Raw genomic sequence first — 24,647 nt, 5'->3', positions numbered from 1 at the left:
CGGAGGCACCATGAAAACCCTCACCACATCATTCGCGATCGGTTCGGTCGTCGTCCTGGCGCTGGGCCTCGCGTCCTGCTCGAGCGACGGCGGATCCGGCGACGGAGACGACACCGCCGAGATCGATGCCGAGCACTCCGTCGGCGCGATGGAAAGCTTCGGCGTCGGCGACACCTTCGTCGCCACCGAACCCGTCGAGTTCGGCCTCATGTACCGCGATCACCCCAACTACCCCCTGAAGAACGACTGGTCGATCCTCCAGCACCTCGCGGACGACCACAACGTCAGCTTCGACATCCAGTCGGTGCCGCTCGCCGACTTCGGGCAGAAGCGCTCGCTGCTCATCAGCTCGGGCGAGGCCGCCGACATGATCCCGTCCACCTACACCGCCGATGTCGCGAACCTCACCTCCGGTGGTGCCCTGCTCAAGGTCTCCGACTACCTCGACTACCTGCCGAACTTCCAGGACAAGATCGAGAAGTGGGGCCTGCAGGCGGATCTCGACCGCACGCGCGACGCCGACGGCGACTTCTACGTGCTGCCGGGTCTGCTCGAGATCGCGAAGCCGGACTACACGATCGCGATCCGGGCCGACCTCTGGGAGGAGGCGGGGCTCGAGGATCCGAAGACCTGGGACGAGTTCACCGAGCAGCTGAAGGTGATCCAGGACACGTTCCCCGAACTGAGCTACCCCTACACGGAGCGCACGTGGAGCGCGGCGGGCGTGGCCCTCCCGGCCACGATGCAGGCCGCATCGGGCAACTTCGGCACGGAGGCGGGCTGGGGTTACGGCGACGGCGTCACCTGGACCGGATCCGAGTTCGAGTTCAGCGGTGCGCAGGACGGCTACCGCGAGCTGGTGACCTACTTCCACGGCCTGATCGAAGACGGCCTGCTCGACCCCGAGGGCCTGACGCAGGACGAGGACACGGCGAAGGCGAAGTTCACCACCGGCAAGGTGGCGGCGATCTCGACCAACTCGCAGGAGACGACCGTGTACCGTCAGGGCCTCGCCGAGGCCGGCATCGACGGCGCCGTCGTGCGCAACATCGTCGTCCCCGAGGGGCCCGCCGGCAACATCATGGACGCCACGACGGGAGGCCGCTTCGAATCGGGCATCGCCATCTCCGCCAAGGCCGCCGACAAGCCGTACTTCAAGGCGATGCTGCAGTACATCGACTGGCTCTACTTCAGCGACGAGGGACTCGAGTTCGCTCGCTGGGGCGTCGAGGGTGAGACCTTCGAGGGCGCGGGCGCCGACCGCACGCTGCTGCCCGGTATCGACTGGAACGGCGTCAACCCCGATGCCGGTGAGAACCCCAAGCTGCTGAACACCGACTTCGGCTACTACAACGGCGTGTGGAGCCTCGCGCACGGTTCGACCGCGGAGGAGCTCGGCATGATGGTCAGCGAGGAGACCGCGGCCTTCCGCACCCGGATGAATGAGGAGAAGGAGATCGCCGATGGCGGCCCCGCCGTGCCGCTCGACGCGCTCCAGCGCGAAGAGGTCGCGATCACGCAGACCAACCTCGAGGACCTCGTCATGACCGCCACCTCGCAGTTCCTGCGCGGCGATCGGCCGCTCAGCGAGTGGGACGCGTACGTCGAGGAGCTCCGCGCCGCGGGCATGGACGAGTACGTCGCCACGATCAACGAGGCCGCGGGGGTGAGCTCCTGATGTCGCGCGAGACGGCGCACCGGGCGGGCGACAGCGCCATGGGATCCGGTGTGCTGTCTCGCGCCGCGGCGTTCGTGTACTGGCACCTCGTTGTCGGCGTGCTGATGTGCGTCGCCGAGCTGCCCGTCGTGGCGCTGCTGTTCTTCCTGGGGCGCACGGCGGCGAACGCGGCACTCGTCCCGCTGTGCCTCATCCCGCTCGCGCCCGTGCTCTCGGCGGGTATCTTCGCGATGCGCGCGCGGGCGGGATCCGCCGATCTCGCCCCCGCCCGCGAGTTCCTGCGCGGTCTGCGGCTCGGCTGGGCGGACTCGCTGCGCGCGTGGGCCGTCCCCATGGTCGTGCTGGCCGTGGTGGCGGGTGCGATCGTGGCGCTGCGACCGGCGGGGCTGCCCGGCGCCTACGCGGGGGTGCTCGTCGGCATCGGCGTCATCGTCACCATCTGGGGCGTCAACGCGCTCGTCATCGCGACGGTGTTCTCGTTCCGGTGGCGCGACACGGCACGGCTCGCGGTCTACTTCCTCGGGCGCCGCTGGGCGGTCTCGCTCGGCACGCTCGCGCTGCTGATCGTCGCGGCGGGCCTCGTGCTCGTGACGAGCGAGGCGGCGCTGTGGCTGTTCCAGGTCGTGTGGATCTCGTTCCTCGTCGTCATCGCGCGGCCGCTCGTGGCGGCGGTGACGGAGCAGTTCACCGCCGGCTGAGCACCGTCACAGCGCCTGCGGCGGGATGGCCGCGTACGCCTCGCGGATCCTCGCCAGCAGCGGATGGGCCGTGTCGAGTTCGACGTCGTCGATGCTCGCGATCGGGCGGATCCCCACCCCGGATCCGGTCGCGAACGCCGCCGCGATGCCGTCTAGCGCGCTCACGCGGCGCACGGTGCCCGGCACGACGCCCGCGATGAGCTCGCGGGTGACGCCGTCCAGGGCGTCGCCGTCGGGCCAGACGAGGCCGCCGTCGGCGCCCGCGAAGCCGAGGTTCCAGGTCGGGCCCTCGGAGAAGGCGCCGCCGTCGTCGACGAACACCGCGTCGTCGAAGCCCGCGCGCTGCGCGAGGCGGCGGGCGTAGAGCGCGCCGAAGAGACCCGTGTGCTTGATCTCGGGATGCTGCCGCCCGAAGCGGGCGGAGCGCACGCGGAGGGGGCGCGGGGCGCCGGATCCCGCCGGCCGCGGCGAGACGAGGATCCGCGGGTGCGCGTCGGCCCCCGGCCGCTCGAGCGTGAGCGCGGGGTCGAAGAGCGTCACCCGCACGACGACCCGCGCGGGTTCGTCGGCGATCGCCTCGCGGATCCGCCGCCGCACGAGCCCGGGGTCGAGCTCCGCGTCGAAGAGGGCGCGCGCATCGGTGACGAGGCGCGCGAGGTGGCGGTCGAGCCCGCGCACGCCGCCGTTGTCCACGAGCACGGTCGTGAAGTGCGCCAGACCGGTGAACGCGAGCGCCCTGATCGCGCCGGGGTCCGCGGGCAGGCCATCCATCAGCTCCATGTATCGAGAATAGGAGCATGCGGGTTCTTCTCGTCGATAACCACGACTCCTACACCGGCAGCATCGAACAGCTGCTGTGGCAGGTGTCGGGCGTGCGCCCCGAGCTCGTGCAGAGCGAGGACGTCGACCTCGAGGCGCTCGACCGCTACAGCCACATCGTGCTGGGCCCCGGGCCCGGAGACCCGCACGAGCCCTCCGATTCCGGCCGCGGGCTGGAGATCCTCCGCCGCGCGCGGGTGCCGGTGTTCGGCGTGTGCTTCGGCTTCCAGCAGATGGCCGTCGCGGCGGGCGGATCCGTCCGCCGCGCCCCGCGCCCCGCGCACGGGCTCGTCGATGTCGTCGCCCACGACGGATCCGCGATGTTCGACGGGGTGCCGGAGCGGTTCGAGGCGGTGCGCTACCACTCGCTCGCGGTCACCGAGCCCGCGCCGTTCCGCGTCACGGCGCGCACCCCCGACGGCCTCCCCATGGCGGGCGTCGACGCCGCGCGTCGCTGGAGCGGCGTGCAGTTCCACCCCGAATCGATCGCGACGCCCGACGGCGCGCGGATGCTCGCGAACTTCCTCGGCCTGGGCGCCACCGAGGCGCCGGCCGCGCCAGCCGCGCCCGCGGCCGTCGCGCCGGATCCCGCTGCCCCGCCGCGCTGGGCCGTGCACCGCGAGAGCATCGCGCTCGACGACGCGGAGGGCGCGTTCCTCGCGCTGTACGCGGGCGCTCCCACCGCCGTCTGGCTCGACAGCGCGCAGCGGGCGTACGGCATGGGGCGGTACTCGATCCTCGGCGCGCCCGACGGCCCGCTCGATGACGAACTGCGCGGATCGTGGCGCGACATCGAGGAGGCTCTGGCGGCGCACCCCGTGGATCCGGATCCGGCGCTGCCGTTCGTCGGCGGCTACGTCGGCGCCATCGAGTACGGCGCCGAGATCGGCCGCCCGGCGGCCGTGCACCTCGTGCACCTGAGCCGCTTCCTCGTCGTCGACCACGCGGAGGGCGTCACCCACGTCGTCGCGGTCGGGCCCGATGCCGAGGCGTCGCGCGCCTGGATCCGCTCGACGATCCGGGCGCTGCGCGGCGCCGCCGGGCGGCCCGTCGAGGATCCGACGCTGGCCGCGCGCCCGGCCGTCGTCGCCGAGGCGAGCGTCACGCGCGAGCAGTACCTCGCCGATCTCGGCGAGGTGCGCGACTGGCTGCTCGCGGGCGATTCCTATGAGGCCTGCTACACCTATCGCCTGCGCCTGCCCGTCGAGGACGACGGCCTGGGCGCCTACCGGCGGCTGCGACGGGCGAACCCCGCGCCCTACGCCGCCTATCTGCGGCTCGGCGAGAGGCAGATCCTGTCGTGCTCGCCCGAGCGGTTCCTCACGGTTCGGGGCGAGACGGCCGAGACCAAGCCGATCAAGGGCACCGCGCGGCGCGACGCCCTGCGCGACCCCGCGCGCGACGCGGGGATCGCGGCGGCGCTCGCCGCGGATCCGAAGACGCGGGCCGAGAACCTGATGATCGTCGACCTGCTGCGCAACGACCTCGGGCGCATCAGCGCTCCCGGCTCGGTCGAGGTGCCGGAGCTCATGGCCGTCGAGAGCTTCGCGACGGTGCACCAGCTCGTCACGACGGTGCGCTCGCGGATCCTCGTCGGCGGGGTGCGGGCGGCGGAGGCGCTGTTCCCGCCCGGATCGATGACGGGGGCGCCGAAGAAGCGCACCTGCGAGCTGCTCGACGCTCTCGAGCCCGATTCGCGCGGGGTGTACTCGGGAGCGATCGGGTACTTCTCGCGCGACGGGTCCGTCGACCTCTCGGTCGTCATCCGCACGGCGGTGCTCGAGGGCGGCGCGGCCACGATCGGCACGGGCGGCGCGATCACGATCGACAGCGACCCGGGGGCCGAACTCGACGAGACGATCGCGAAGTCGCAGGCCCTTCTCACGGCGCTCGGCGCGGACCACCCGTGGGCGGTCCGCGCCGAAGCGTGAGTTCCGGGGCGGGCCGCGAGCCCGCCCCGGTCGTGCATCAGAGGTTGACGGCGATCTCGTTGGGGAACGAGGGCAGCTCCTCGCCCTCCGCGAGGATCTCGCCGGTCGTCAGGTCGACCGACACGAGCCGCTGGTTCTCGACATCGGCGACGTAGGCCACGTCGCCCGCGGTGATCAAGCCGGGGTGGGGCGTCTGCCAGTCGGCCGGGCCCTCCCACGGGTCGACGACGGGGAACGCCTCACCGGTGAACTCGCCCGTGGCGGGGTCGAACTCGTGGATCGCGCCGTCGGTCGAGAGCATGTAGAACAGGCCGTCGGGGCCACGGCCGGCGCCGCGCCACGTGAACTCGACGTCGCCGAGGCTCACGACGTCGTAGGTCTCGGCCTCCGTGTCGATCAGGGCGATGTTGTTGAGCAGGTAGCCCTCGTAGTCGGGGTCGTTCTTGTAGTCGCCGACCGCGATCGGGCTCTCCTCCGACACGTAGGCGTTGCCCATGCGGCCGAACTCGTCCGGGGCGTCGAGCTTGATGAACTCGCCGTTCTTGAACATGAGGGCGCCGTTCTGGCAGCCGAAGACCGCGACCTCGCCGGCGGTCGTGCCCTCGCCGTGGATCTCGGGGCACTGATCCGAGATCGCGAGCTCGTGGTAGTGGTCGTCGTGCGGTTCGAGCGCGACGGCGCCGGAGCGTCCGTCGGCCGAGCCGACCGTCGTGACGAGCGTGCCGTCGCTCATCACGATGGAGACACCGTGGTGCGCCTCCTCGGCCTCGTACTGCTGAACCTCGGGCAGTGCGCCGTCGGAGGAGAGCAGTGCGTCGGTGTCGAAGATGGTCGTCTCGCCCCAGCCGTCCGAGTACAGCACGGTCTTCCCGCCGTGACGCACGACGTGCCCCGCGGCGTCCGCCTCGAAGACGGTGTCCGTGAGGGCGGGATCGATCGTGTCGAGCACCTGGAAGCCCTCGCTCGTCGTCACGAGGACATTGCGCCCGTCGCCGACGGCGTTCACTCGCGTGAACTCCTCGGATGGGAAGGTGTCGATGATCTCGAGCGTCGCCGCGTCGAGCACCGCCACCTCGCCCTCGAGCGAGACGGCGACGCGCGAACCCGGCGCGACGTCGGCCGCCGCCTGGGACGCCGGCGCCGATTCCGACGCCGCCGGTGCCGGCGCTTCCGTGTCGGCGCTCGCGCAGCCGGCCGCGATCACGGCGACGGCCGCGAGCGCGCCGCCCGCGAGGATTCGGTTCTGAAGGGTTGTCATGTCGTCCTTTCGGTTCTGGCCGCGTCAGCGGCTCAGTGCTGTGGCGATGCGCTCGGTGTTCTCGCGCATCATGGTGAGGTAGGTGTCGGCGCCGCCGCCGGGCTCTGTGAGCGACTCGGTGAAGAGCTCGACGACGTCGACCTCGATCTGCGCTTCCGAGCGCAGCACCTGCATGAGCCGGTCGGGCTGTGACGATTCGGCGAAGATGGCGGGCACGCCGCTCGTCTCGATCGCGGTCGCGAGGTCTTCGAGGTCGGACGCGGACGGCGACGCGAGCGTGGATCCGCCCGGGATCACGGCGCCGATCAGCTCGAAGCCGTAACGGTCGGCGAGGTAGCCAAACACGTGATGGTTGGTCACGAGCGCGCGGTGCTCGGCGGGGATCGCCGCGAAGGCGGCGGCCATATCGGCGTCGAGCCGCTCGAGCTCGCCGATGTAGTCGTCGGCGGAGACCTCGATCCCCGCCGAGCCGAGGGCGTCCTCGAGCGCGTGAACGACGTCGATCATCCGCTCCGGATCCGTCCAGAAGTGCGGATCCGGTCCGCTCGCGTCGCCCGTGTAGGCGACGGGGTCGATGTGATCGGTGGCGACGAAGCGCGGGGCCCCGGCGTCGGCGGCCGACTCGAGGTGCTGCTCGATGCCCTCCTCCAGCCCGAAGCCGCTGGAGACGACGAGGTCGGCGGATTGCAGCGTCGCCGCCTCCCGGGCCGAGATGCCGAACGAGTGCGGATCCGCGTTGGGTTTCATGAGGGTCGTCACGGTCGCGGCGGAGCCGACGATCTGCTCCGTGACGTCACCCAGGATGTTCGTCGTCACGACGACGTGCGGGCGCTCGTCGGCGTCGGTCGCGGCGCATCCGGTCAGGGCGACCGCAGCGAGCAGCACGGCCGCGGGGAGGGCGCGGTTCATCGCCCCACCACCGTCGCGGCGGCGAGATCGGTGCCGGGCGACAGCTCGCGCGCGATCCGGGCGCCGTCGGCGTAGTCGATCTCGTAGACGGTGTCGCTCGCGGGGTCCGTGAGGTAGGCGCGCGAGGTGTCGACCACGAGCGTCGCACCCTCGCCGGCGATCGGCTCGGTCGCGCCGCGGTCGGATCCGTCGGGGCCGTAGACCCGAACGCGGCCCTCGGCGTCGATCGCTACGACGTTGCCGTCGCGATCGTCCGCGGCGGTGACGTGGGTCAGGCGGGCGTCGACCTCGACGCGCTCCCAGGAGCGGGCGCGCGTGTCGAGGAGCCAGAAGGCGTTCTCCCCGGAGACGGCCGACACGGTGGGGCGGCCCTTGCGTCCGTCGAAGCCGGTCGCACGCTCGCCCTCCGGCGCCGGGATGCGCTCGATATCGACGGGGCCGGCGTCGGTGGTCGCGAGGAGCGCGCCGTCGGCGCAGCCGATCACCGTTCCCACGCGCGTGGTGATCGCGCCCGACGGCTCCGCGCAGGCGACCGGTTCGCCCACGGCTTCGCCGGAGTCGTCGTAGACCCGTGCCTCGTCGTTCGCCGCGACGATGGCGTAGGCGCCGGCGGGTGCGACGACGCCGGACTCGGCGCCGGTGTCGATGCGGAACCATTCGTCGATCTCGCCGCGGTCGAGCGCCGCCATGTCCACGGCGACGGCGGTGCCGTCGGCGAAGAACAGCCCCGTGGCGCCGCGCGTCGCGAGCGGGGGCGTGGTGATGTGGACGGCGCCGGAGCCGGCGATCGAGCCCGATACGCGCGGTTCGGCCCGGTAGAAGTGGAAGTGGTCGCCGTGATCCCAGCTCCAGGCGCCGCCGTCGACGATGTCGACGCCGGATCCGGTGGTGACGAACGCGTATCGGCCGTCGCTCGCGAGCGACGTAGGGGCGCCGGTCGCGCCGACGGCGCTCTCCTCGCCCGTGGCGAGGTCGAGGAGCGAGGCCGTGCCGTCCGCGGCGATGGCGAGGATCGCCGACTGCGGCTCGCCGAGTTCCTCGGCTCCGGCGTGGGAGCCGTGGCCTTCGGCGGTGGGGGAGTCGTCAGCGACGGGGGATGCCTCGGGCTCGGGGGAGCCGGCGGCGCACCCGGTGACGAGGAAGAGGGACGTGGCGAGGAGGAGAAGGGGGCGGCGGATCATGACCTGCTTTCCGTGACGGCGGTGTGCGGTGCGTTCTCGAGGCGGAGAAGGCGCGTGAGCGGTTCGGGGCACGCATGCCAGCCGGCGATGCGGCGGGCGGCGCTCGCCGAGGCCGCGGAGGCGGCGGCGAGGAGCACGGCGGATCCCGCGATCGACGGCCCTGCGGCCGTGCCGGCGTGCCAGGAGACGAGGAGCCCCGTGACGACGGCGGCGGTGCCGAACGCGGCGGCGAGCAGCATCGTCGACGGGATCGAGCGCGTCCAGCGGCCGGCCGCGACGGCCGGGGCGATCAGCATGCCGACGACGAGCAGCGTGCCGACGGCCTGGTACGAGGCGACGACCGCGAGCGTGACGAGGCCCGTGAGGGCGACGTGGGCGAGGCGGGGACGCAGACCGAGGGTCTGCGCGAGCCGCTCGTCGAAGGCCGCGGCGACGAAGGATCGATGAAGCCACGCCGCCACGGCGACCGTGATGAGAAGGGCGACGGCGAGCATCGCGATGTCGCCCCGGGAGACCGCGAGCACATCGCCGAAGAGCATCGCCGTGGCGTCGGTCGCGAAGCTGGAGGAGTGCGACACGATGATGACGCCGAGCGAGAGCATCCCGACGAAGAGCAGCCCGATGCTCGTGTCGTACGACAGGCGCCCGCGTCGCTGCAGGATCCCGATCGCGCCGCTCATGACGACCGCGCTCGCCGCGGCGCCGAGGACGACGGGCGCGCCGATGAGCGTGGCCACGGCGACGCCGGGCAGCATGCCGTGGCTGATCGCCTCGCCGAGGAACGCCATGCCGCGCACGACCACCCACGTCCCGACGACGGCGCAGATACCAGCGATCAGCACGCCGGAGGCGAGCGCGCGGAGCATGAACTCGGCGGTGAAGGGCGAGAGGAGCCAGGACATGAAACAGGAGCCTATATGCAAATAGGAACGATTATCAATTACAGTTGACGCATGGCGATTCCTCTGCGCGCGACCGCTCTGTGCTACTCCTACGCCGGTGCGGAGGTGCTTCACGGCGTCGACGCCGAGCTCGTCGCCGGCCGGGTCACCGCGATCATCGGCCCGAACGGCGCGGGAAAATCGACCCTCATCGAGCTCATGGCGGGCGTGCGCCAGCCGAGCTCCGGATCGGTGGAGCGCGCGGGAGATGTCGCGCTCGTCGTGCAGCGCCCGCAGATTCCGGCGACCCTGCCCATGACAGTGCGCGACACCGTCGCCATGGGCACGTGGAATCGCCGCCGCTCGCGGAGGAGCATCGCGCAGGCCGTCGACGTCGCGCTCGAGCGCGTGGGGATGACGGGCTTCGCGCACCGGTCGATCCACGCCCTCTCGGGCGGGCAGCGCCAGCGGGCGCTCATCGCCCAGGGCATCGCCCGCGATGCGGAGATCCTCCTGCTCGACGAGCCCGCCGCCGGGCTCGACGTGGCGAGCAGGCGCCGCACGCGCGAGATCCTCGCGGTCGAGGCCGCGTGCGGGCGCGCGATCGGATGGGTCACCCACGACGAGGAGGACGTGGCGGCCGCCGACCGCATCGTGCACCTCGCGCACGGGAGGCGCGTGGCCACGCGCTGAGCGGGCCGCTCTCAGCCCGCCGCCCCTAGGATGGAGGCATCCCACCCGCCGTCCCGAGGATCCGCATGCCGCAGACCGTGACACCGCGTGCCACGCGCATTCTGATGATCGTTCGAGCACTGATCGCCGCCGTCGCCGCGATCGTCGTGACGTTCGTGCAGAACCGCCCGGGCGAGTTCGCCGTCGCCGCGCTGGAGGGCTTCCTCATCGCGAGCCTCGCCTATTTCGTGGCCGAGACGCTCGTGCGCGGGCTGAACCCGACGCGCGTGCTCCTGGGGCTCGTCGCCCTGGCCGGTGCCGTGCTCGCGCTGGTGCTGCCCGGATCGCCGGACGCGCGCTTCCACCTGGCGCTGCTCGTGTGGGCCGCCGCGGCGGGCATCATCGAGCTCGTCGGGGGGCTCCTTGGCCGCCGTCGGGGCGCGGCGGATGCGCGCGACCAGATCACGATCGGCGCGCTCACCTGCGTGCTCGCGCTCGCGAGCCTCATCGTCTCTCCCGAGTACGCGCTCGACTACTTCGTCGAGGAAGCGGGCCAGAGCTTCACCCTGACGGGCACGATCGTCGGCGTCGGCCTCTTCGGGGGCTGGGCCGCTATCGTCGCCGTCTACCTCGGCATCGGCGCGTTCTCGCCGGCGCCGACGAACACCGTCGCGAAGGACGCCGCATGACTGAGAAGAACCCCACCCGCCGCGACCTGATGAAGCCCGTGCACCTGCTCGGCTGGTCGTTCGCCGCCGCCGTCTTCGCCGGTTTCGTCACGGCGATGGCGATGGGCGCCTTCACCGACGCGGGCGGCGACATCGTCGCCAACGCCTGGCGGGTCTCGGCGATCGTCGCCGGGGTCACGTTCATCGTCGTCGTGCTGAGCCTGGCGCTGCTGCTGCTCGCCGTGGATCCCCGCGAGGTGACCAAGGAGCGCGACACGGGCGTGCTGCTGCCGGAGAAGAAGGACGACGAGACCGAGTGATCTCACGAAGAAGCGGGCGGGCCGATCGGCCCGCCCGCTTTTTCGCGCCTACTTCTCGAGCTTCGCGCGGACGACCTTCTCGGCGAGGCCCGTGTACGTCGCGGGCGTGAGCGCCGTCAGGCGCGCCTTCGCGTCGTCACCGATGTCGAGACCCGACACGAACTCGGCGAGCTCGGCGGCACCGAGCTTGTTGCCGCGCGTGAGGTCCTTCAGGAGCGCGTAGGGGTCGGAGATCTGCGAGCGGCCGGCGACGACCTCGGCGCGGATCACGGTCTGGATGGCCTCGGCGAGGACCTCCCAGTTGCCATCGAGATCGGCGAGGAGCGTCTCGCGCGACAGCGAGATCTGATCGAGGCCGCCCGACAGGTTCGTGAGGGCGAGGAGCGAGTGGCCGAACGCGACGCCGATGTTGCGCTGCGTGGTCGAGTCGGTGAGGTCGCGCTGCATGCGCGAGGTGACGAGGGTCTGTGCGAGCGTGGCGAACAGGCCCCCCGCGATCTCGAAGTTTGCCTCGGCGTTCTCGAACTTGATCGGGTTGATCTTGTGCGGCATCGTCGAGGATCCTGTCGCGCCGGCGACGGGGATCTGCGTGAAGAAGCCGAGCGAGATGTACGTCCAGATGTCCTGCGCGAGGTTGTGCAGGATCGCGCCGGCGTGCTTGACGTGGTCGTAGAGCTCGGCCTGCCAGTCGTGCGACTCGATCTGCGTCGTGAGCGGGTTGAAGGTCAGACCCAGCGGGCCCTCGACGAACTCGCGCGTGATGTTCGGCCAGGCGACCTGAGGGTCGGCCGCCAGGTGCGCCGACCAGGTGCCCGTCGCGCCGGAGAACTTCGCCATGTACTCGGTGGCCTCGATGCGCTTCAGCACCCGCTCGAGGCGCCACACGAAGACGCCGAACTCCTTGCCCATCGTCGTGGGGGTCGCGGGCTGGCCGTGCGTGCGCGAGAGCATCGCGGCGTCGGCCATGTCGAGCGACATGCTGCGGAGCTTCTCGATGACGCCGCGGAAGGCGGGGAGCCAGGTCTCCGTGACGGCGCGCTTGACGGTGAGAGCATACGAGGTCGAGTTGACGTCCTCGCTCGTGAGCGCGAAGTGCGTCAGCTCGGCGAGGTGGTCGAGCTCGAGCTGCGCGAGACGGTCGCGCACCAGGTATTCGACGGCCTTGACGTCGTGGCGCGTCGTGCGCTCCTTCTCGGCGAGCCAGTCGATCTCGGCCTGGCCGAAGTCGAGGTACGCCAGGCGCAGCCTGTCCTGAGTGGTGGTCGGCAGCGGCGAGGTGCCGAAGAGGCGGTTGTTGGTCAGGTGGATGATCCACTCGACCTCGACCTCGATGCGGGCGCGGTTGAGGCCGGCCTCGGACAGGTGCTCGGCGAGCGAGGAGACGGCGGAGCTGTACCGACCGTCGAGGGGGCTCAGCGGCTGGGGAGGAAGAGCGTTCACGTGGACCTCCGTGATGAGGGGCGTTCGGGCCAGACCAGCCTATTGCGAACTGCCGACATTCTCCCCAACGCGTCCACAACGCGATTTCTCTCGAACTTGTCCACGGATCCGCCGAAACGCGCTCCGCGGCGGGCGGGCGCGCGGCAAGCTGGCGGGCATGACGACGAACCATTTCGAGCTCGCCCGCGTCGCGTGGCAGGCGAGGGATCACATGTATCGCGCGGCGATCGACGTGCGGGCCGCGCGCGGGGTGCTGCTCGAGGCCGAGGGGCAGATGCAGTGGCGTTCGCGCGCGGCGGAGCAGTTCGCTGCCCGCGCCGACGAGGTCGTCGCGGGCTCGGAGGGCCTCGCGAACCGGTGCGACATCGCCGCCGACACCCTCCTCGCGATCGGCAACTATCTGGCGGAACGATGAGCATCGACGTGACGCAGGGCGCGGTCGTCGCGGTGGATCCCGACGAGCTGAGGCTGGTCGCCACCCGCATCGAGAAGGCGGCGTTTCACGCCTCGTCGGCGATGGCCGAGGTGAGCGCCGCCGACGCGCTGCAGCGCGACACCCCGATCCCGGAACTGCATGGCATGTGGCCGTGCGGCATCGGCGTCTTCGAGGACTGCCGCGCGCTGCACGAGGAGGCCTCGGCACTCGCCCGCGGGCTGAGGCTCGCGGCCGACACGTACGAGCTCGTCGAGTTGCGCACCCTTGAGGCGATGGGCGGCGCGGGGGATCCCGCGATCGCGCGCAGCATGGACAGCCTGTACCTCCCGTACCCCGAATCCCGTGAGATGGCCGATCACCTGTGGCGCGCGTGGCACAGCCTCACGGGCTCCGAGCTCGTCGACAACTGGGCGGAATCGGGCGCGCACGCCGGCCTCGTGATGGCGGTCTTCGTCAGCCAGCTCGTGCGTGCCCGCACGCGCACGGGGCTCGGGCGCGGATCGCTCGGCGTACCGGCGCGGGTCGCCGCGCGGGCCGGGCGGGTTCCCGGGACCTCGAACCGCTTCGTGCCGATGGACGTCACGCGGGTGCGGGAACGCGGTGCGCCGCCGACTCTGGCGGCGTCGCTCATGCGGATCCCGAGCGGCGAGAGCACCGACCTCTCGGACCGCGCCCGCGTGCGGATCGAGAAGTACCGCTTGGCCGATGGCTCCGAGAAGTTCGTCGCCTACCTCAGCGGGTCGCGCGAAATGCCGTGGCAGACGAGAGACCCGTTCTCGTGGTCGAACAACGTCGGCCTCTACGTCGGCGAGCCGCACTCGGCGGGGTACGACTTCGTGCTCGAGGCGCTCGAGCGCGCGGGCGCCGGGGCGGGATCCGTCGTCGACGTGAACGGCTTCTCGCAGGGGAGCATGCTGGCGCAGCGACTCGCGACCGACAGCGACTTCGACGTGCAGCGGGTCACCACGATCGGGGCGCCCCTGCATGTTCCGATGGGCGATGAGGTGACGTCGCTGACGCTCGCCCACGACGACGACCCCGTGGCGGCGCTGAGTGACGGCGGTTCGCCGATGCGGCTCGGCGACGACGACAGCCTGCTCGTCACGCGCACCTTCGACGACACCGCCCGCGGCCTCGAGAAGTGGAGCGTGAACGCCCACCGCGTGAGCGCCTATGCCGATACCGCGCGGATCTTCGAGGAATCGGGGGATTCGCGCGGCGACGAGGTGCGTGCCTATTTCGAGGAGCTGTCGCGGGCGACGCTCGTCGAGAGCTTCTCCTACGAGGTGCCGGACGAACCGCTCGGCAGGCTCAACGGCGGCGCTTCTTCTGCGGACGAAGGATGATGCCGAAGACCCAGTTGATGAGGCTGAGCAGGATGCCCGCGAGTACGCCCGGCCAGAACGCGCCGACGTCGAGACCCCAGCCCCAGCCGCTCGTGATCCACGCGGTGATCATCAGCAGGATGCCGTTCATCAGCAGCGAGACGAGGCCGAGGGTCAGGACGAACAGCGGGAAGGCGACGATCTTGATGACGGTGCCGATGATCGAGTTGACCAGGCCGAACAGCGCGCCGAGGGCGACGAGCGTCAGGACGAGCTGCAGGTCGCGGCCCGGCGAGAACGGCGTGATCGAGACCTGGAGCAGGTGGATCAGCGACAGCACCCAGAGGGCGAAGCCGTTGACGACCGAACGCACGATGAAACCCATGCCGTGATTCTCACATTCTTTGCGGCGGAAAGCGTCCGTTCGGAGCCACCTGTCAGGCCGCAATAGGATCGTTGCGTGACGACCGAACCCGTTCTGCCCCGAGTCCGCCCCGAGATCGCGGCCCTGCCGCCGTACAAGCAGGGCAAGCCGGCGGCCCCCGACGGCTTCAAGCTCTCGAGCAACGAGAACCCCTTCGGGCCCCTGCCGGGCGTGGTCGAGGCGGTTCGGTCGAGCGTCAACCTCAACCGCTATCCCGACGCGACGGCGGGCCGCCTGCGGGCGGCGCTCGGCGAGCGCTACGGCGTCGACGCGGACGAGGTACTCGTCGGCGCCGGAAGCGTCGCGCTGATCGCGGCGTTCATCCAGGCGGCGGCCGGGCACGGCGACGAGGTCGTGTACCCGTGGCGCTCGTTCGAGGCATACCCCGGGCTCGTGCTCGTCGCGGGCGCGACGGGCGTGCAGGTGCCGAACCTCGCCGACGGGCGGCACGACCTCGACGCGCTGGCGGCCGCGGTCACCGACAAGACCCGCGTCGTCGTCGTCTGCACGCCCAACAACCCGACGGGGCCGATCGTGACCTCCGCGGAGTTCGCCGCGTTCGTGGAGCGGGTGCCGCGAGAGGTGCTGCTCCTGCTCGACGAGGCCTATGCCGAATTCGTCACGGCGGACGACGCCGTGGACGGCCTCGGCGAGCGCGTCTTCGAGGCGCACCCGAACGTCGTCGTGCTGCGCACCTTCTCGAAGGCCTATGGGCTCGCGGCGCTCCGCGTCGGCTACGCGATCGGCCACCGGCGCGTGCTGGACGCCGCGCGGGCGACCCAGATCCCTCTCTCCGTCACGGCCCAGGCCGAGGACGCCGCGCTCGCGAGCCTCGAGCGCGAGCCGGAGCTGCGCGCCCGCGTCGCCGAACTCGTCGCGCGCCGCGAACGTCTCGTCGCGGGCCTTCGCGACGCGGGCTGGGATGTGCCGGATGCGCAGAGCAACTTCGTGTGGCTGCCCACCGCCTCCTCCGCGGTGACGGAGGCCTTCGAGGCCGCCGGGCTCATCGTGCGCCCCTTCCCGGACGGCGTTCGCATCTCGGTCGGCGAGGAGGAATCGCTCGAGCGGGTGCTCGCCGTTGCTCGGGCGATCGCGCCCTAGCCCGCGGAAGTCCTCGGGGCGGGCGATGTAGGAAACCACAACCAGATTGCCCGAAGCGTTGTCGAGCGCGTCACGGCCCGCACATACGCGATTCGGCATAGCGTGGGATCGTGACCTCGTCAGAAACACCTCTCGTGCGCTTCCTCGAGCCCGACGGCTCGTTCGCGCCCACTCCCGAGGCGGAGCCGCTGCGCGAGATCGTCGATTCGCTCGACGACGCGATGCTCGAGCAGCTCTACCGCGACATGGCGGTCATCCGCGCCTTCGACCAGCAGGCGACGATGCTGCAGCGACAGGGGCAGCTGGCCCTGTGGCCGCCGTCGCTCGGCCAGGAGGCCGCGCAGGTCGGATCCGCCCGCGCGGCGCGCCCGCAGGACACGCTCTTCCCGTCCTACCGCGAGCACGTCGTCGCGAAGATCCGCGGCGTCGACCCCGTGGCGATCCTCGCGCTGATGCGCGGCACGACCCACGGCGGGTGGGACCCGACCGACCCGAAGAACGGCAACACCCGCCTATACACCCTCGTACTGGGCACGCAGACGCTGCACGCGACCGGTTTCGCCATGGGCCTGAACTTCGACGGCCGCACGGCGACCGGCAACCCGGACAAGGACGAGGCGGTTGTCGTCTACTACGGCGACGGTTCCGCGAGCGAGGGCGACGTGCACGAGGCGATGGTGTTCGCCGCGAGCTATAACACCCCGCAGCTGTTCTTCCTGCAGAACAACCAGTGGGCGATCTCGGTGCCGGTGAAGACGCAGGCCACCGGGCCGCTCGCGAACCGCTCCGCCGGTTACGGAATCCCCACGATGCGCATCGACGGCAACGACGTGCTCGCGTCGTATGCCGCGAGCCGCATGTACCTGGAGGAGGCGCGCGCGGGCGGCGGTCCGCGTGCGATCGAGGCCGTCACCTACCGCATGGGCGCGCACACCACGAGCGACGACCCGACGAAGTACCGCACCCGCGAGGAAGAGGAATCGTGGGCTCGCCGCGACCCGATCGCGCGGATGCGCGCGTTCCTGCTCGGGCGCGGCGCGAGCGAGGCCTTCTTCGCCGACGTCGACGCGGAGGGCGAGGCGCTCGCCGCCGACGCCCGCGAGCGCGTCGCGACGCTGCCGAACCCGGATCCGGCGAGCATGTTCGCCCACGTGTATTCGGAGCCGCACGCGCTCGTCGAGCAGCAGGCGGCCTGGCTGGCCGAATACGAGGCCTCGTTCGAAGGAGACGCCGCATGACGCTCGAGACGATGCCCTTCGTTCGGGCGATGAACGCCGGCCTCCGGCGCGCGATGGAGGAGGACGGCCGCGTCCTGCTCATGGGTGAGGACATCGGCAAGCTCGGCGGCGTCTTCCGCGTCACGGAGCACCTGCAGCGCGACTTCGGCGAAGACCGAGTGCTCGACACCCCGCTCGCCGAGTCCGGCCTGGTGGGCACGGCGATCGGCCTGGCGATGGCAGGCTTCCGCCCCGTCGTGGAGATCCAGTTCGACGGCTTCGTGTTCCCGGCGTTCGACCAGATCACGACGCAGCTGGCGAAGCTCACCAACCGCCACGAGGGCGCGCTGCAGATGCCCGTCGTGATCCGCATTCCCTACGGCGGGCACATCGGCGCGGTCGAGCACCACCAGGAGAGCCCGGAGGCGTACTTCACGCACACCTCGGGCCTGCGCGTGGTGAGCCCGTCGACGCCGAACGACGCGTACTGGATGATCCAGGACGCGATCGCCTCGAACGATCCCGTGATCTTCATGGAGCCGAAGAGCCGTTACTGGCAGAAGGGCGAGGTCGACACGGAGCGACGCGGGGCCCCGCTGCACGCGAGCCGCGTCGTGCGCAAGGGCACCGACGTGACCCTCGTCGGGCACGGCGCCATGGTGTCGGTGCTGCTGCAGGCCGCGGCGATCGCCGAGGGCGAGGGGCGCAGCTGCGAGGTCATCGACATCCGCTCGCTGTCGCCCATCGACTACGACCCGATCGTCGAGTCGGTGCGGCAGACGGGGCGCATGGTGTGGGCCCAGGAAGCGCCCGGCAACACCAGCATCGGCGGCGAGATCGCCGCGACCGTCGCCGAGCGCGCGTTCTACTCGCTCGAGGCGCCCATCATGCGCGTGACGGGCTTCGATACGCCGTTCCCGCCTGCCAAACTTGAGGGCACGTACCTGCCCGACGCCGACCGCGTGCTCGAGGCCGTCGACCGCGCGTTCGCGTACTGAGAGGATCCGCCATGCAGACGTTCCACCTTCCCGATGTGGGCGAGGGGCTGACCGAGGCCGAGCTCGTCGAATGGCGCGTGAAGCCGGGCGACACGATCAAGGTCAACGACACGATCGCCGACATCGAAACGGCGAAGAGCATCGTCGAGCTGCCCTCGCCCTATGCGGGCGTCGTGCGGGAGCTGCTCGTGAGCGAGGGCGACACGGTCGACGTCGGGGCCGCGATCCTCACCGTCGATGCCGAAGGATCCTCGGATCCGGCGCCGGTCGCCGAGGGCGGAGCGACGCCCGAGGCGCCCGCCGACACGAGCGACACCTCCGTGCTCGTCGGCTACGGCAACGGCGGCGAGGAGAAGACCCGGCGCGCGCCGAAGACGCACGAGAAGGTGCTCACGAGCTCCATCGGGGTCATCACGAAGCCGCCGGTGCGCAAGCTGGCGCGCGACCTGGGCGTGAACCTCACCGAGGTGACGGGCACCGGCCCCGCGGGCGAGGTCACGCGCGACGACGTCGTGCGGCACGCCGACCAGGCCTCCGTGTTCCGCAACCTGTCGACCCCCGCCTGGCCGACCGAGCGCGAGCGCACCGTCCCCGCGCGTCCCGCCAACGTCGATCCGCGCTACGACGCCGTGCCCGTCAAGGGCGTGCGCAAGGCGACCGCGAACGCGATGGTCGGGTCCGCCTATACGGCCCCGCACGTGTCGGTCTGGACGGACGTCGACGCGACCCGCACGATGGAGTTCGTCGCGCGGCTGAAGAAGCAGCCGCAGTTCGCCGACATCAAGATCTCGCCGCTGCTCGTCTACGCGCGCGCCGTGATCTGGGCCGCCCAGCGCACCCCCGAGATCAACTCGACCTGGATCGAAACCGAGGACGGCGCCGAGATCCAGCTGCGCAACTACGTCAACCTCGGCATCGCGGCGGCTACGCCCCGTGGCCTCCTCGTGCCGAACATCAAGGACGCGCAGGACCTCTCGATCCGCGAGCTTGCGAGCGCCCTGCAGGACCTGACCTTCACGGCCCGCGACGGGAAGACGCAGCCCTCCGACCTCGCGGGCGGCACCATCACGATCACCAACATCGGTGTCTTCGGGATGGACGCGGGCACGCCGATCCTCAACCCCGGTGAGGCCGCCATCATCGCGATGGGCGCCATCCGGCAGAAGCCGTGGGTCGTCGACGGCGAGGTGCGCCCCGCCTGGGTGACGACGGTGTCGGGATCCTTCGACCACCGCATCGTCGACGGCGACAAGATCAGCCGCTTCGTCGCGGACGTCGCCGCGGTCCTCGAGGAGCCCGCCCTCCTCCTCGACTGACCCAAACCCGTTCATATGACACTTTTGCGGGGTCGCGAGTACTCGCGACCCCGCAAAAGTGTCGTTCCAAGGGGGGTGTTTAGGGGGTCGGCCAGCGCTCGGTGAGTCTCGTCGCCACGCGCAGGCTGTTGGCCACGATCGTGAGCGTGGGGTTCACGGACCCGTTAGTCGGGTGCAGCGACGAGTCGCACACGACGACGCGCTTCGCGCCGTAGAGTCGGCCCTCCGGATCCGTGGCGCCGGCGGCGGGGGAGGCGGCCATCCGCGCCGTGCCGCACGAGTGCTCGCCCGCCGCCGAGACCGTTGCGCGGGTCCGGCCGCCCGTAGCCTGCACGCGCACGTTGCTCGCACCCGCCGCTTCGAGCCACAGGGCGCCCTGCTCGCCCATGCCCCGCTCGATGTCGTAGGAGATCGGGTGCGAGAGCTTGCGCAGGCTCGCGCCGGGGCGTCCCCAGCGGTCGCGGGCGCGATCCGAGAGGCCGACGGCGGATCCGATCGCCGGGATCTCCTGACCCATGCCGAACACCCCGAACAGGTGTGCGCGGCCGACCCTCATCCACTCCTTGTGGCCCGCGCCCCACGGCGGAACGCCCGGCGCGGGAGCGCCCGCCGACGTCAGCGGCAGGAAGCCCATGATGTCGACGAGCACTCCGCCGCCGTAGCCGATCGTCGATCCGTGCACGTGATCGAGCGTTGCGACGGAGTGCCCGGGGCCGATGAACGGCTTCACGGGCTCGGCCACGTCGCCGAAGACCGTCGTGAAGCGGTGGTCGTGCAGCCCCTGGCCCAGCCACTCGTTGCCGAGGCCGCTCGCGAGCAGCAGGCGCGGCGTCTCGACCGCCCCGGCCGAGACAACGACCACCTCGGCGCGCACCGTCACCTCGCGGGGGTGATCCGTCGAGGCATCGACCATGAGGACCACCTCGGCCGCTCCGGATCCGTCGCGCACCTCGATCGCCTCGGCGTCCTGCAAGACCTGCGCCCCGTCGGCGACGGCGCGGGCGAGGAGCGTGTTGTGGGCGCCGTTCTTCGCGTTCACGGGGCACGCGTGGCCGACGCACTGCGGGCAGCGCACGCAGGCCGGGCGGCCATCGTGCGGCACGGAGTTGATCGACAGCGGGATCGGGCCCCACCCCCAGCCGAGCTTCTCCGCGCTCGCGGCGAGAAGCTCGCGGGCGGGTTCGGATCCCATGGCCGGCATGGGGTAGCCGCGGGTGCGGCGGGTGCGGCGCGTGAGCGCGCCCTCCTCGCCCGAGACGCCGAGCTCCCACTCGGCCCGCGAGTAGAACGGCTCCATCTCGTCGTAGTCGACGGGCCAGTCGGCGAGGCTGGAGCCCTCCGGCACCCCGTACGTCGTCGCCATGCGGAAGTCCTCGGGCAGGAAGCGCCACGCCATGCCCTGCCACACGCGCGTGCCGCCGCCGAGGACATCGGCGTTGAGCCCGTATGGCCCCGCGTCTCCCGTGCCGTCCACCAGCAGGGATCCGTCGCCCTCGTCCCGCAGCTCGCGGGGATGACCGGGGCCCGGCCCGACCGTCGGCCAGTAGAGCGCGTTGCGCTTGCCGTGCAGATGATCGCCCCGCAGCTCCGCGTTCGTCCGCGCGGGCGCGCGCTCCACGACGAGCACGCTCCTGCCCGCGGCGGCGAGCACGCGCGCCGCGGATCCGCCTCCCGGACCGGCGCCGATCACGATCGCGTCGTAGCTCGGCGCGACGCGCGAGGATCCGATATCGGGGAGCGGGGCGGGCTCGACGGGCACGACTCCGTCCGGGACGGCGCGGTACCCGACCATGCGGATGCCCTCGGGTTCGAGCTGCGGACGGAGCGCGTAGTAGCCCTCCCAGCAGACCCGCCGCAGGGCGGCGAAGTCGGCCGAGACGGCCGGATCCTCGTCGGCCTCGCGCAGGACCTCGTCCTGCGCCGCCTCGGGCAGATCCGCGAAGCCGCGCCGTTCGAGCCACATCGCGAACGCGTCGAGCCTCGAGAGCGCGCCCGCGAGGTCGCGCCGCGCGATCGGATCCGCGAGATACGCGCCGACGCCGCCGTCCCAGCCCGCGCGCCAGCCGTCGGCCGGGATGATCCGGTCGACGGCTGCGCGCAGCGCGGCCTCAGCGGCCCGCAAGGGACCCGCCGATGCCGCCGACGCTGAAGTACTTGTTCAGGAAGGCGAAGAGCAGCACCGGCGGCAGCATCGCGATGACGGCGACCGCCATGACGAGGCCCCAGTTGGTCGCGTTCTGCTGGAAGAACGTCTGGAGACCGACCGAGAGGGTGAAGCTCGAATCCGAACGGATGAACACGAGCACGACGAGATAGTCGTTCCAGGCGAGCAGGAACGAGAAGATCGCCGTCGAGAGGATGCCGGGGAGCGAGTTGCGCAGGACGATCCGCAGGAATCCGCCGAAGAGGCTCGCCCCATCGATCCATGCCGCCTCCTCGAGCGCGATCGGGATCGAGTCGTAGTAGGCCGCCATCATCCAGATCGCGACCGACATCGTCGAGCCGACGTAGATGATCGTGAGGCCCACCAGGTTGTCGACGAGGTTCATCTTCGCGAAGAGGATGAACAGCGGGATGACCGCCGTGACGACCGGCAGCGACTGGATGACGAACAGTAGCAGCGAGTAACCCGAGACGAGCTTGCCGCGGCCGCGGGAGAGCACATAGCCCGCGGGCGCCGCGACCGCGACGGCCACGACGACGGTCGACAGTGTGACGGTGAGGCTGTTGCGGAGCCACGGGAGCACGTTCGTCTGCGAGAAGATGTTCGCGTAGTTCTCGAGGGTGACGGTCGACGCCTGGCTGCCGAGTCCTGGTTGGAGCGACAGGTACACGACGGCCGCGATCGGCACGATGACGATGAGCGTGATGAGCAGCAGGCCGGTGAACTTCCACCAGCGTCCGCGCATCTCATCGCTCGTGCCGCTTCTGCGCCGCCTCGACGCGGGAACCGTGAGGGTCTGTGTTGCAGTCATTCGATCGCCGCCTTCTGCACGCGCTTGAACAGCACCACCGAGATGATCACGAGCACGAGCGTCATGAGGAACGCGATCGCGACACCGGGACCGGTGCGGTACTCGAGGAACACCGTCTGGTATGCCTTCACGACGAGCGACTGGGTCGCGCCGACCGGGCCGCCCTGCGTGAGCAGGAAGATCGTCGGGAAGTCGTTGACGCAGAAGATCGTCATGAGGATCCAGCTGATGTAGGTCGAGCGGGCCGTGAGCGGCAACGTCATGTGGCGGAACTGCTGCCACCTCGACGCGCCGTCCACGCGCGCCGCCTCGTACACGTTGGTGTCGACGGATGCCAGGGCGGCGCTCATCATCATCATCATGAACGGGAAGCTGATCCACACCTTGAAGATGCAGACAATGATCTGCGCCGATAGCGGGTTGGCGAGGAACAGGACCTGCTCGAAGCCGAGCGCCTTCGCGATCACGGGGAGCGGACTCTGCGGGGTCGCGACGAGCCAGTTCCACGAGGTCGCCGACACGACCGTCGGGACGACCCACGGCAGGAGGAGCAGCACCTTCATGATGCCGCCGCCCGGCACCTTGCCGCGCAGCAGCAGGGCGATGCCGAGGCCCACGGCCCAGCTGCCGAAGACGCCCACGAGCGAGAAGATCACCGTGAAGCGCGCGGATTTCCAGAAGCCCGGATCCGACAACACCTGGACGTAGTTGTCGAAGCCAATGAAGTCGCCGGCGGCGATCAGGTCGCCGTTGCGCATCGACTGCACGCCCGCGTAGATGACCGGATAGGCGTTGAGGAGGAGGACGAGAACGATGGAGGGGAGGACCAGCAGCGTGAGCGTGCGGGCGCGGCCCGGCGCGATGCCGCGTCGCGCGTCCCGGGCCGGACGCCCGGAACCGCCGACGCCGACGCCGCGCCGGGCGCGGCTGATCGACTCCGAAACGGGAGTGGAAGTCATCGTGTGCCTTATGCCGCCTCGAGCGCGGACTGCAGGCTCTCGAGCGCCGTCTTCGCATCGGTGGCACCGGAGTAGATCGACTGTGTGAAGTTGTTCATGGCCGGCGTGCCGTCGACCTTGGTGACGTCGAGGAACAGCGACTTGCCGCCCCACGTCTGAGCGATGGGCTGCCACTCGTCGATGATCTTGACGGCGTTCGGGTCTTCGCGGAACTCGGGCGTCTCGGCGATCGACTTCAGCGGTGGCAGACCGATGCCGGTGTGCTGCTTCCACAGCGGCGCCATGTTCTGGTAGTAGTACGTCGCGAAGTCTTCCGTCGCGGCCTGATCGGGCGAGTCCGTGTACATCATGATGTTGTTCGGGAAGTAGATCGCACCCTTGTCACCGTGCGGGCCCGTGAGGGGGCTGATGACCTCCATCTCGGCCTGCACGTCGCCGCCGACGTTGGCCGCCTGACCGGAGGTGCTCCAGCCCATCCCGAAGGTCCTCGCGCGCCACTGGTCGTCCACGTTGTCGGCGGTGTAGCTGACGGTGCCCGGGTCGACGTAGCCCTTCTCGACCATCTCGAGAACGAATTCCATCGCCTCGATGTTCCGATCCGTGAGGAGGTCGGGCTCCTGGTTCTCGTTGAAGATACCGCCGCCGTTGTTGAACATGAAGCTCGTGAGGATGTGGCTGCCCGTGAAGGAACCCGCGCCCGCGCCGACGCCGAAGGAGTAGGCGCCGATCTTCTTGAGCTTCTCGGACGTGGCGAGGTAGCTGTCCCAGTCGGTTGGCACGTCGGCCCCGGCCTTCTCGAGCAGGGCCTTGTTCATCCACAGCACGCGCATGTCGAGGTTGTAGGGGATGGCCGCGTAGCCGCCCTCGACCTTCATCGCGTCGAAGAGGCCGGGGAGGAAGTCGTCGTAGAGGCCGTTCGACTTCCACTTCTCGATGAGGGCATCGGCGTAGGCGATCTTGCCCTGCGACTCGAAGAGGAAGGCCTGCGTGCCGCCGCCGGACGAGATCGCGGGGCCCGTACCGCTGGCCACGGCGGAGGAGAACGTCTGGGTGAAGTTCGCCCACTGGATCTCCTGCTTCTCGACCTTCCAATCGCCCGAGGTGGGCTTCCAGGCCTCGGCGATCTGCTTATCGAGGCTCGTGAACTCGGGCGTGCCCCACGGCATGTTCCAGAACTTGAGCGTATTTCCGCCGCCGCTCCCGCCGCCCGAACCCCCGTCGGACGAGCACGCGACCAGCACCGCCGCCGCGGCGACGCCGCCCGCGAGCGAGAGGAACCCACGCCGGGAGAACCCCGAGCTGAAAGTATTCGAAGACATGCTGCTTCCTTCCCACCGGCCGGGTCCTTCCGACCGTCGTTCGTCGTTGAACCGTGGCGAAATGCATCGCCGCAGGGCGCCGCTCAGCATTGAGAGGCGCTTTCTGTCTAGCCGACATTGTT

The 24,647-nt window shown here is 70.6% G+C and carries 23 protein-coding genes; 12 read left to right on the top strand and 11 right to left on the bottom strand.

Features of this window, described 5'->3' with window-relative positions; genetic code table 11:
- Positions 1-10: 10 nt before the first annotated feature.
- Together IEX05_RS11375 and IEX05_RS11370 are read left to right on the top strand one after the other, a co-directional pair.
- Positions 11-1,678, top strand: coding sequence for an extracellular solute-binding protein (locus IEX05_RS11375; RefSeq protein WP_188701969.1), 1,668 nt, complete (start codon positions 11-13; stop codon positions 1,676-1,678).
- Positions 1,678-2,376: a glycosyltransferase gene (locus IEX05_RS11370; RefSeq protein ID WP_188701966.1), complete on the top strand. Its 699-nt coding sequence runs from the start codon at positions 1,678-1,680 to the stop codon at positions 2,374-2,376. Before IEX05_RS11375 ends, IEX05_RS11370 begins: the two co-directional genes overlap by 1 nt.
- Positions 2,377-2,382: 6 nt before the next feature.
- Here IEX05_RS11370 and IEX05_RS11365 read toward each other — a convergent pair whose 3' ends face one another.
- Entirely contained in the window at positions 2,383-3,156 is a 774-nt protein-coding gene (locus IEX05_RS11365) for an aminotransferase class IV (protein WP_188701965.1), read from the bottom strand.
- A 17-nt stretch (positions 3,157-3,173) separates the two neighbouring features.
- Between IEX05_RS11365 and IEX05_RS11360 the strand changes: the two genes are divergently transcribed.
- Complete coding sequence (locus IEX05_RS11360) at positions 3,174-5,126, top strand: chorismate-binding protein (RefSeq protein ID WP_188701963.1); 1,953 nt, start codon at positions 3,174-3,176, stop codon at positions 5,124-5,126.
- Positions 5,127-5,163: 37 nt separating this feature from the next.
- Here the strand turns inward: IEX05_RS11360 and IEX05_RS11355 are convergent, their stop codons facing one another.
- Genes IEX05_RS11355 through aztB form a run of 4 tightly spaced genes read right to left on the bottom strand, consistent with a single transcriptional unit; the run spans position 5,164 to position 9,376 of the window.
- Positions 5,164-6,384 (bottom strand): hypothetical protein, encoded by a 1,221-nt coding sequence (locus IEX05_RS11355; RefSeq protein WP_188701961.1) that lies wholly within the window; start codon positions 6,382-6,384, stop codon positions 5,164-5,166.
- Between the two features lie 24 nt (positions 6,385-6,408).
- A complete protein-coding gene (gene aztC / locus IEX05_RS11350; RefSeq protein WP_188701959.1) occupies positions 6,409-7,293 on the bottom strand; it encodes a zinc ABC transporter substrate-binding protein AztC in 885 nt (294 codons plus the stop codon).
- Positions 7,290-8,474: an ABC transporter gene (locus IEX05_RS11345; protein ID WP_188701958.1), complete on the bottom strand. Its 1,185-nt coding sequence runs from the start codon at positions 8,472-8,474 to the stop codon at positions 7,290-7,292. The genes aztC and IEX05_RS11345 overlap by 4 nt, the downstream gene beginning before the upstream one ends.
- Positions 8,471-9,376 carry a zinc ABC transporter permease AztB gene (aztB, locus tag IEX05_RS11340; RefSeq protein WP_188701956.1) on the bottom strand — a complete coding sequence of 302 codons (906 nt, stop codon included), beginning with the start codon at positions 9,374-9,376 and terminating at the stop codon, positions 8,471-8,473. Before aztB ends, IEX05_RS11345 begins: the two co-directional genes overlap by 4 nt.
- Positions 9,377-9,427: 51 nt before the next feature.
- On the opposite strand from aztB, the gene aztA reads away from it, so the two are divergent.
- The 3 genes from aztA to IEX05_RS11325 all read left to right on the top strand — a co-directional run bounded on the left by aztA (position 9,428) and on the right by IEX05_RS11325 (position 11,015).
- Positions 9,428-10,048: a zinc ABC transporter ATP-binding protein AztA gene (aztA, locus tag IEX05_RS11335; protein ID WP_188701955.1), complete on the top strand. Its 621-nt coding sequence runs from the start codon at positions 9,428-9,430 to the stop codon at positions 10,046-10,048.
- Between the two features lie 65 nt (positions 10,049-10,113).
- Entirely contained in the window at positions 10,114-10,716 is a 603-nt protein-coding gene (locus IEX05_RS11330) for an acyl-CoA synthetase (RefSeq protein WP_188701953.1), read from the top strand.
- Positions 10,713-11,015 carry an amino acid transporter gene (locus tag IEX05_RS11325; RefSeq protein WP_188701952.1) on the top strand — a complete coding sequence of 101 codons (303 nt, stop codon included), beginning with the start codon at positions 10,713-10,715 and terminating at the stop codon, positions 11,013-11,015. The genes IEX05_RS11330 and IEX05_RS11325 overlap by 4 nt, the downstream gene beginning before the upstream one ends.
- 48 nt (positions 11,016-11,063) lie before the next feature.
- Here the strand turns inward: IEX05_RS11325 and purB are convergent, their stop codons facing one another.
- Positions 11,064-12,455 carry an adenylosuccinate lyase gene (gene purB, locus IEX05_RS11320; RefSeq protein WP_188701950.1) on the bottom strand — a complete coding sequence of 464 codons (1,392 nt, stop codon included), beginning with the start codon at positions 12,453-12,455 and terminating at the stop codon, positions 11,064-11,066.
- Between the two features lie 157 nt (positions 12,456-12,612).
- On the opposite strand from purB, the gene IEX05_RS11315 reads away from it, so the two are divergent.
- Both IEX05_RS11315 and IEX05_RS11310 read left to right on the top strand, forming a co-directional pair.
- Positions 12,613-12,870 (top strand): hypothetical protein, encoded by a 258-nt coding sequence (locus IEX05_RS11315; RefSeq protein ID WP_188701948.1) that lies wholly within the window; start codon positions 12,613-12,615, stop codon positions 12,868-12,870.
- Entirely contained in the window at positions 12,867-14,237 is a 1,371-nt protein-coding gene (locus IEX05_RS11310; RefSeq protein WP_188701945.1) for a hypothetical protein, read from the top strand. The genes IEX05_RS11315 and IEX05_RS11310 overlap by 4 nt, the downstream gene beginning before the upstream one ends.
- Here the strand turns inward: IEX05_RS11310 and IEX05_RS11305 are convergent.
- The gene (locus tag IEX05_RS11305) at positions 14,203-14,601 is read right to left on the bottom strand and encodes a phage holin family protein (protein ID WP_188701943.1); all 399 of its coding nucleotides are present in this window, start codon (positions 14,599-14,601) and stop codon (positions 14,203-14,205) included. The genes IEX05_RS11310 and IEX05_RS11305 overlap by 35 nt on opposite strands.
- 75 nt (positions 14,602-14,676) lie before the next feature.
- On the opposite strand from IEX05_RS11305, the gene IEX05_RS11300 reads away from it, so the two are divergent.
- The 4 genes from IEX05_RS11300 to IEX05_RS11285 all read left to right on the top strand — a co-directional run bounded on the left by IEX05_RS11300 (position 14,677) and on the right by IEX05_RS11285 (position 19,272).
- The gene (locus IEX05_RS11300; protein WP_188701942.1) at positions 14,677-15,741 is read left to right on the top strand and encodes a histidinol-phosphate transaminase; all 1,065 of its coding nucleotides are present in this window, start codon (positions 14,677-14,679) and stop codon (positions 15,739-15,741) included.
- A 107-nt stretch (positions 15,742-15,848) separates the two neighbouring features.
- Positions 15,849-16,979 carry a thiamine pyrophosphate-dependent dehydrogenase E1 component subunit alpha gene (locus IEX05_RS11295; RefSeq protein WP_373286303.1) on the top strand — a complete coding sequence of 377 codons (1,131 nt, stop codon included), beginning with the start codon at positions 15,849-15,851 and terminating at the stop codon, positions 16,977-16,979.
- Complete coding sequence (locus IEX05_RS11290) at positions 16,976-17,956, top strand: alpha-ketoacid dehydrogenase subunit beta (RefSeq protein WP_188701940.1); 981 nt, start codon at positions 16,976-16,978, stop codon at positions 17,954-17,956. The genes IEX05_RS11295 and IEX05_RS11290 overlap by 4 nt, the downstream gene beginning before the upstream one ends.
- 11 nt (positions 17,957-17,967) lie before the next feature.
- On the top strand, positions 17,968-19,272 hold the full coding sequence (locus IEX05_RS11285; RefSeq protein WP_188701938.1) for a dihydrolipoamide acetyltransferase family protein: 1,305 nt from the start codon (positions 17,968-17,970) through the stop codon (positions 19,270-19,272).
- A gap of 79 nt (positions 19,273-19,351) precedes the next feature.
- Here the strand turns inward: IEX05_RS11285 and IEX05_RS11280 are convergent, their stop codons facing one another.
- From IEX05_RS11280 to IEX05_RS11265, 4 genes are read right to left on the bottom strand one after another with little or no spacing between them, the layout of a single operon-like run.
- Positions 19,352-21,394, bottom strand: a complete 2,043-nt coding sequence (locus IEX05_RS11280; protein ID WP_188701936.1) for a GMC family oxidoreductase N-terminal domain-containing protein — start codon at positions 21,392-21,394, stop codon at positions 19,352-19,354.
- Positions 21,381-22,247: a carbohydrate ABC transporter permease gene (locus IEX05_RS11275; RefSeq protein ID WP_188701934.1), complete on the bottom strand. Its 867-nt coding sequence runs from the start codon at positions 22,245-22,247 to the stop codon at positions 21,381-21,383. The genes IEX05_RS11280 and IEX05_RS11275 overlap by 14 nt, the downstream gene beginning before the upstream one ends.
- Entirely contained in the window at positions 22,244-23,206 is a 963-nt protein-coding gene (locus IEX05_RS11270) for a carbohydrate ABC transporter permease (protein ID WP_188701932.1), read from the bottom strand. The genes IEX05_RS11275 and IEX05_RS11270 overlap by 4 nt, the downstream gene beginning before the upstream one ends.
- 8 nt (positions 23,207-23,214) lie before the next feature.
- On the bottom strand, positions 23,215-24,525 hold the full coding sequence (locus IEX05_RS11265; protein WP_188701930.1) for an ABC transporter substrate-binding protein: 1,311 nt from the start codon (positions 24,523-24,525) through the stop codon (positions 23,215-23,217).
- Positions 24,526-24,647: the final 122 nt, after the last annotated feature.

Source organism: Microbacterium nanhaiense (assembly GCF_014646015.1).
GTDB lineage: Bacteria > Actinomycetota > Actinomycetes > Actinomycetales > Microbacteriaceae > Microbacterium > Microbacterium nanhaiense.
The sequence above is the reverse complement of the archived record's forward strand: the minus strand, read 5'-3'. Positions and strand labels throughout refer to the sequence as shown.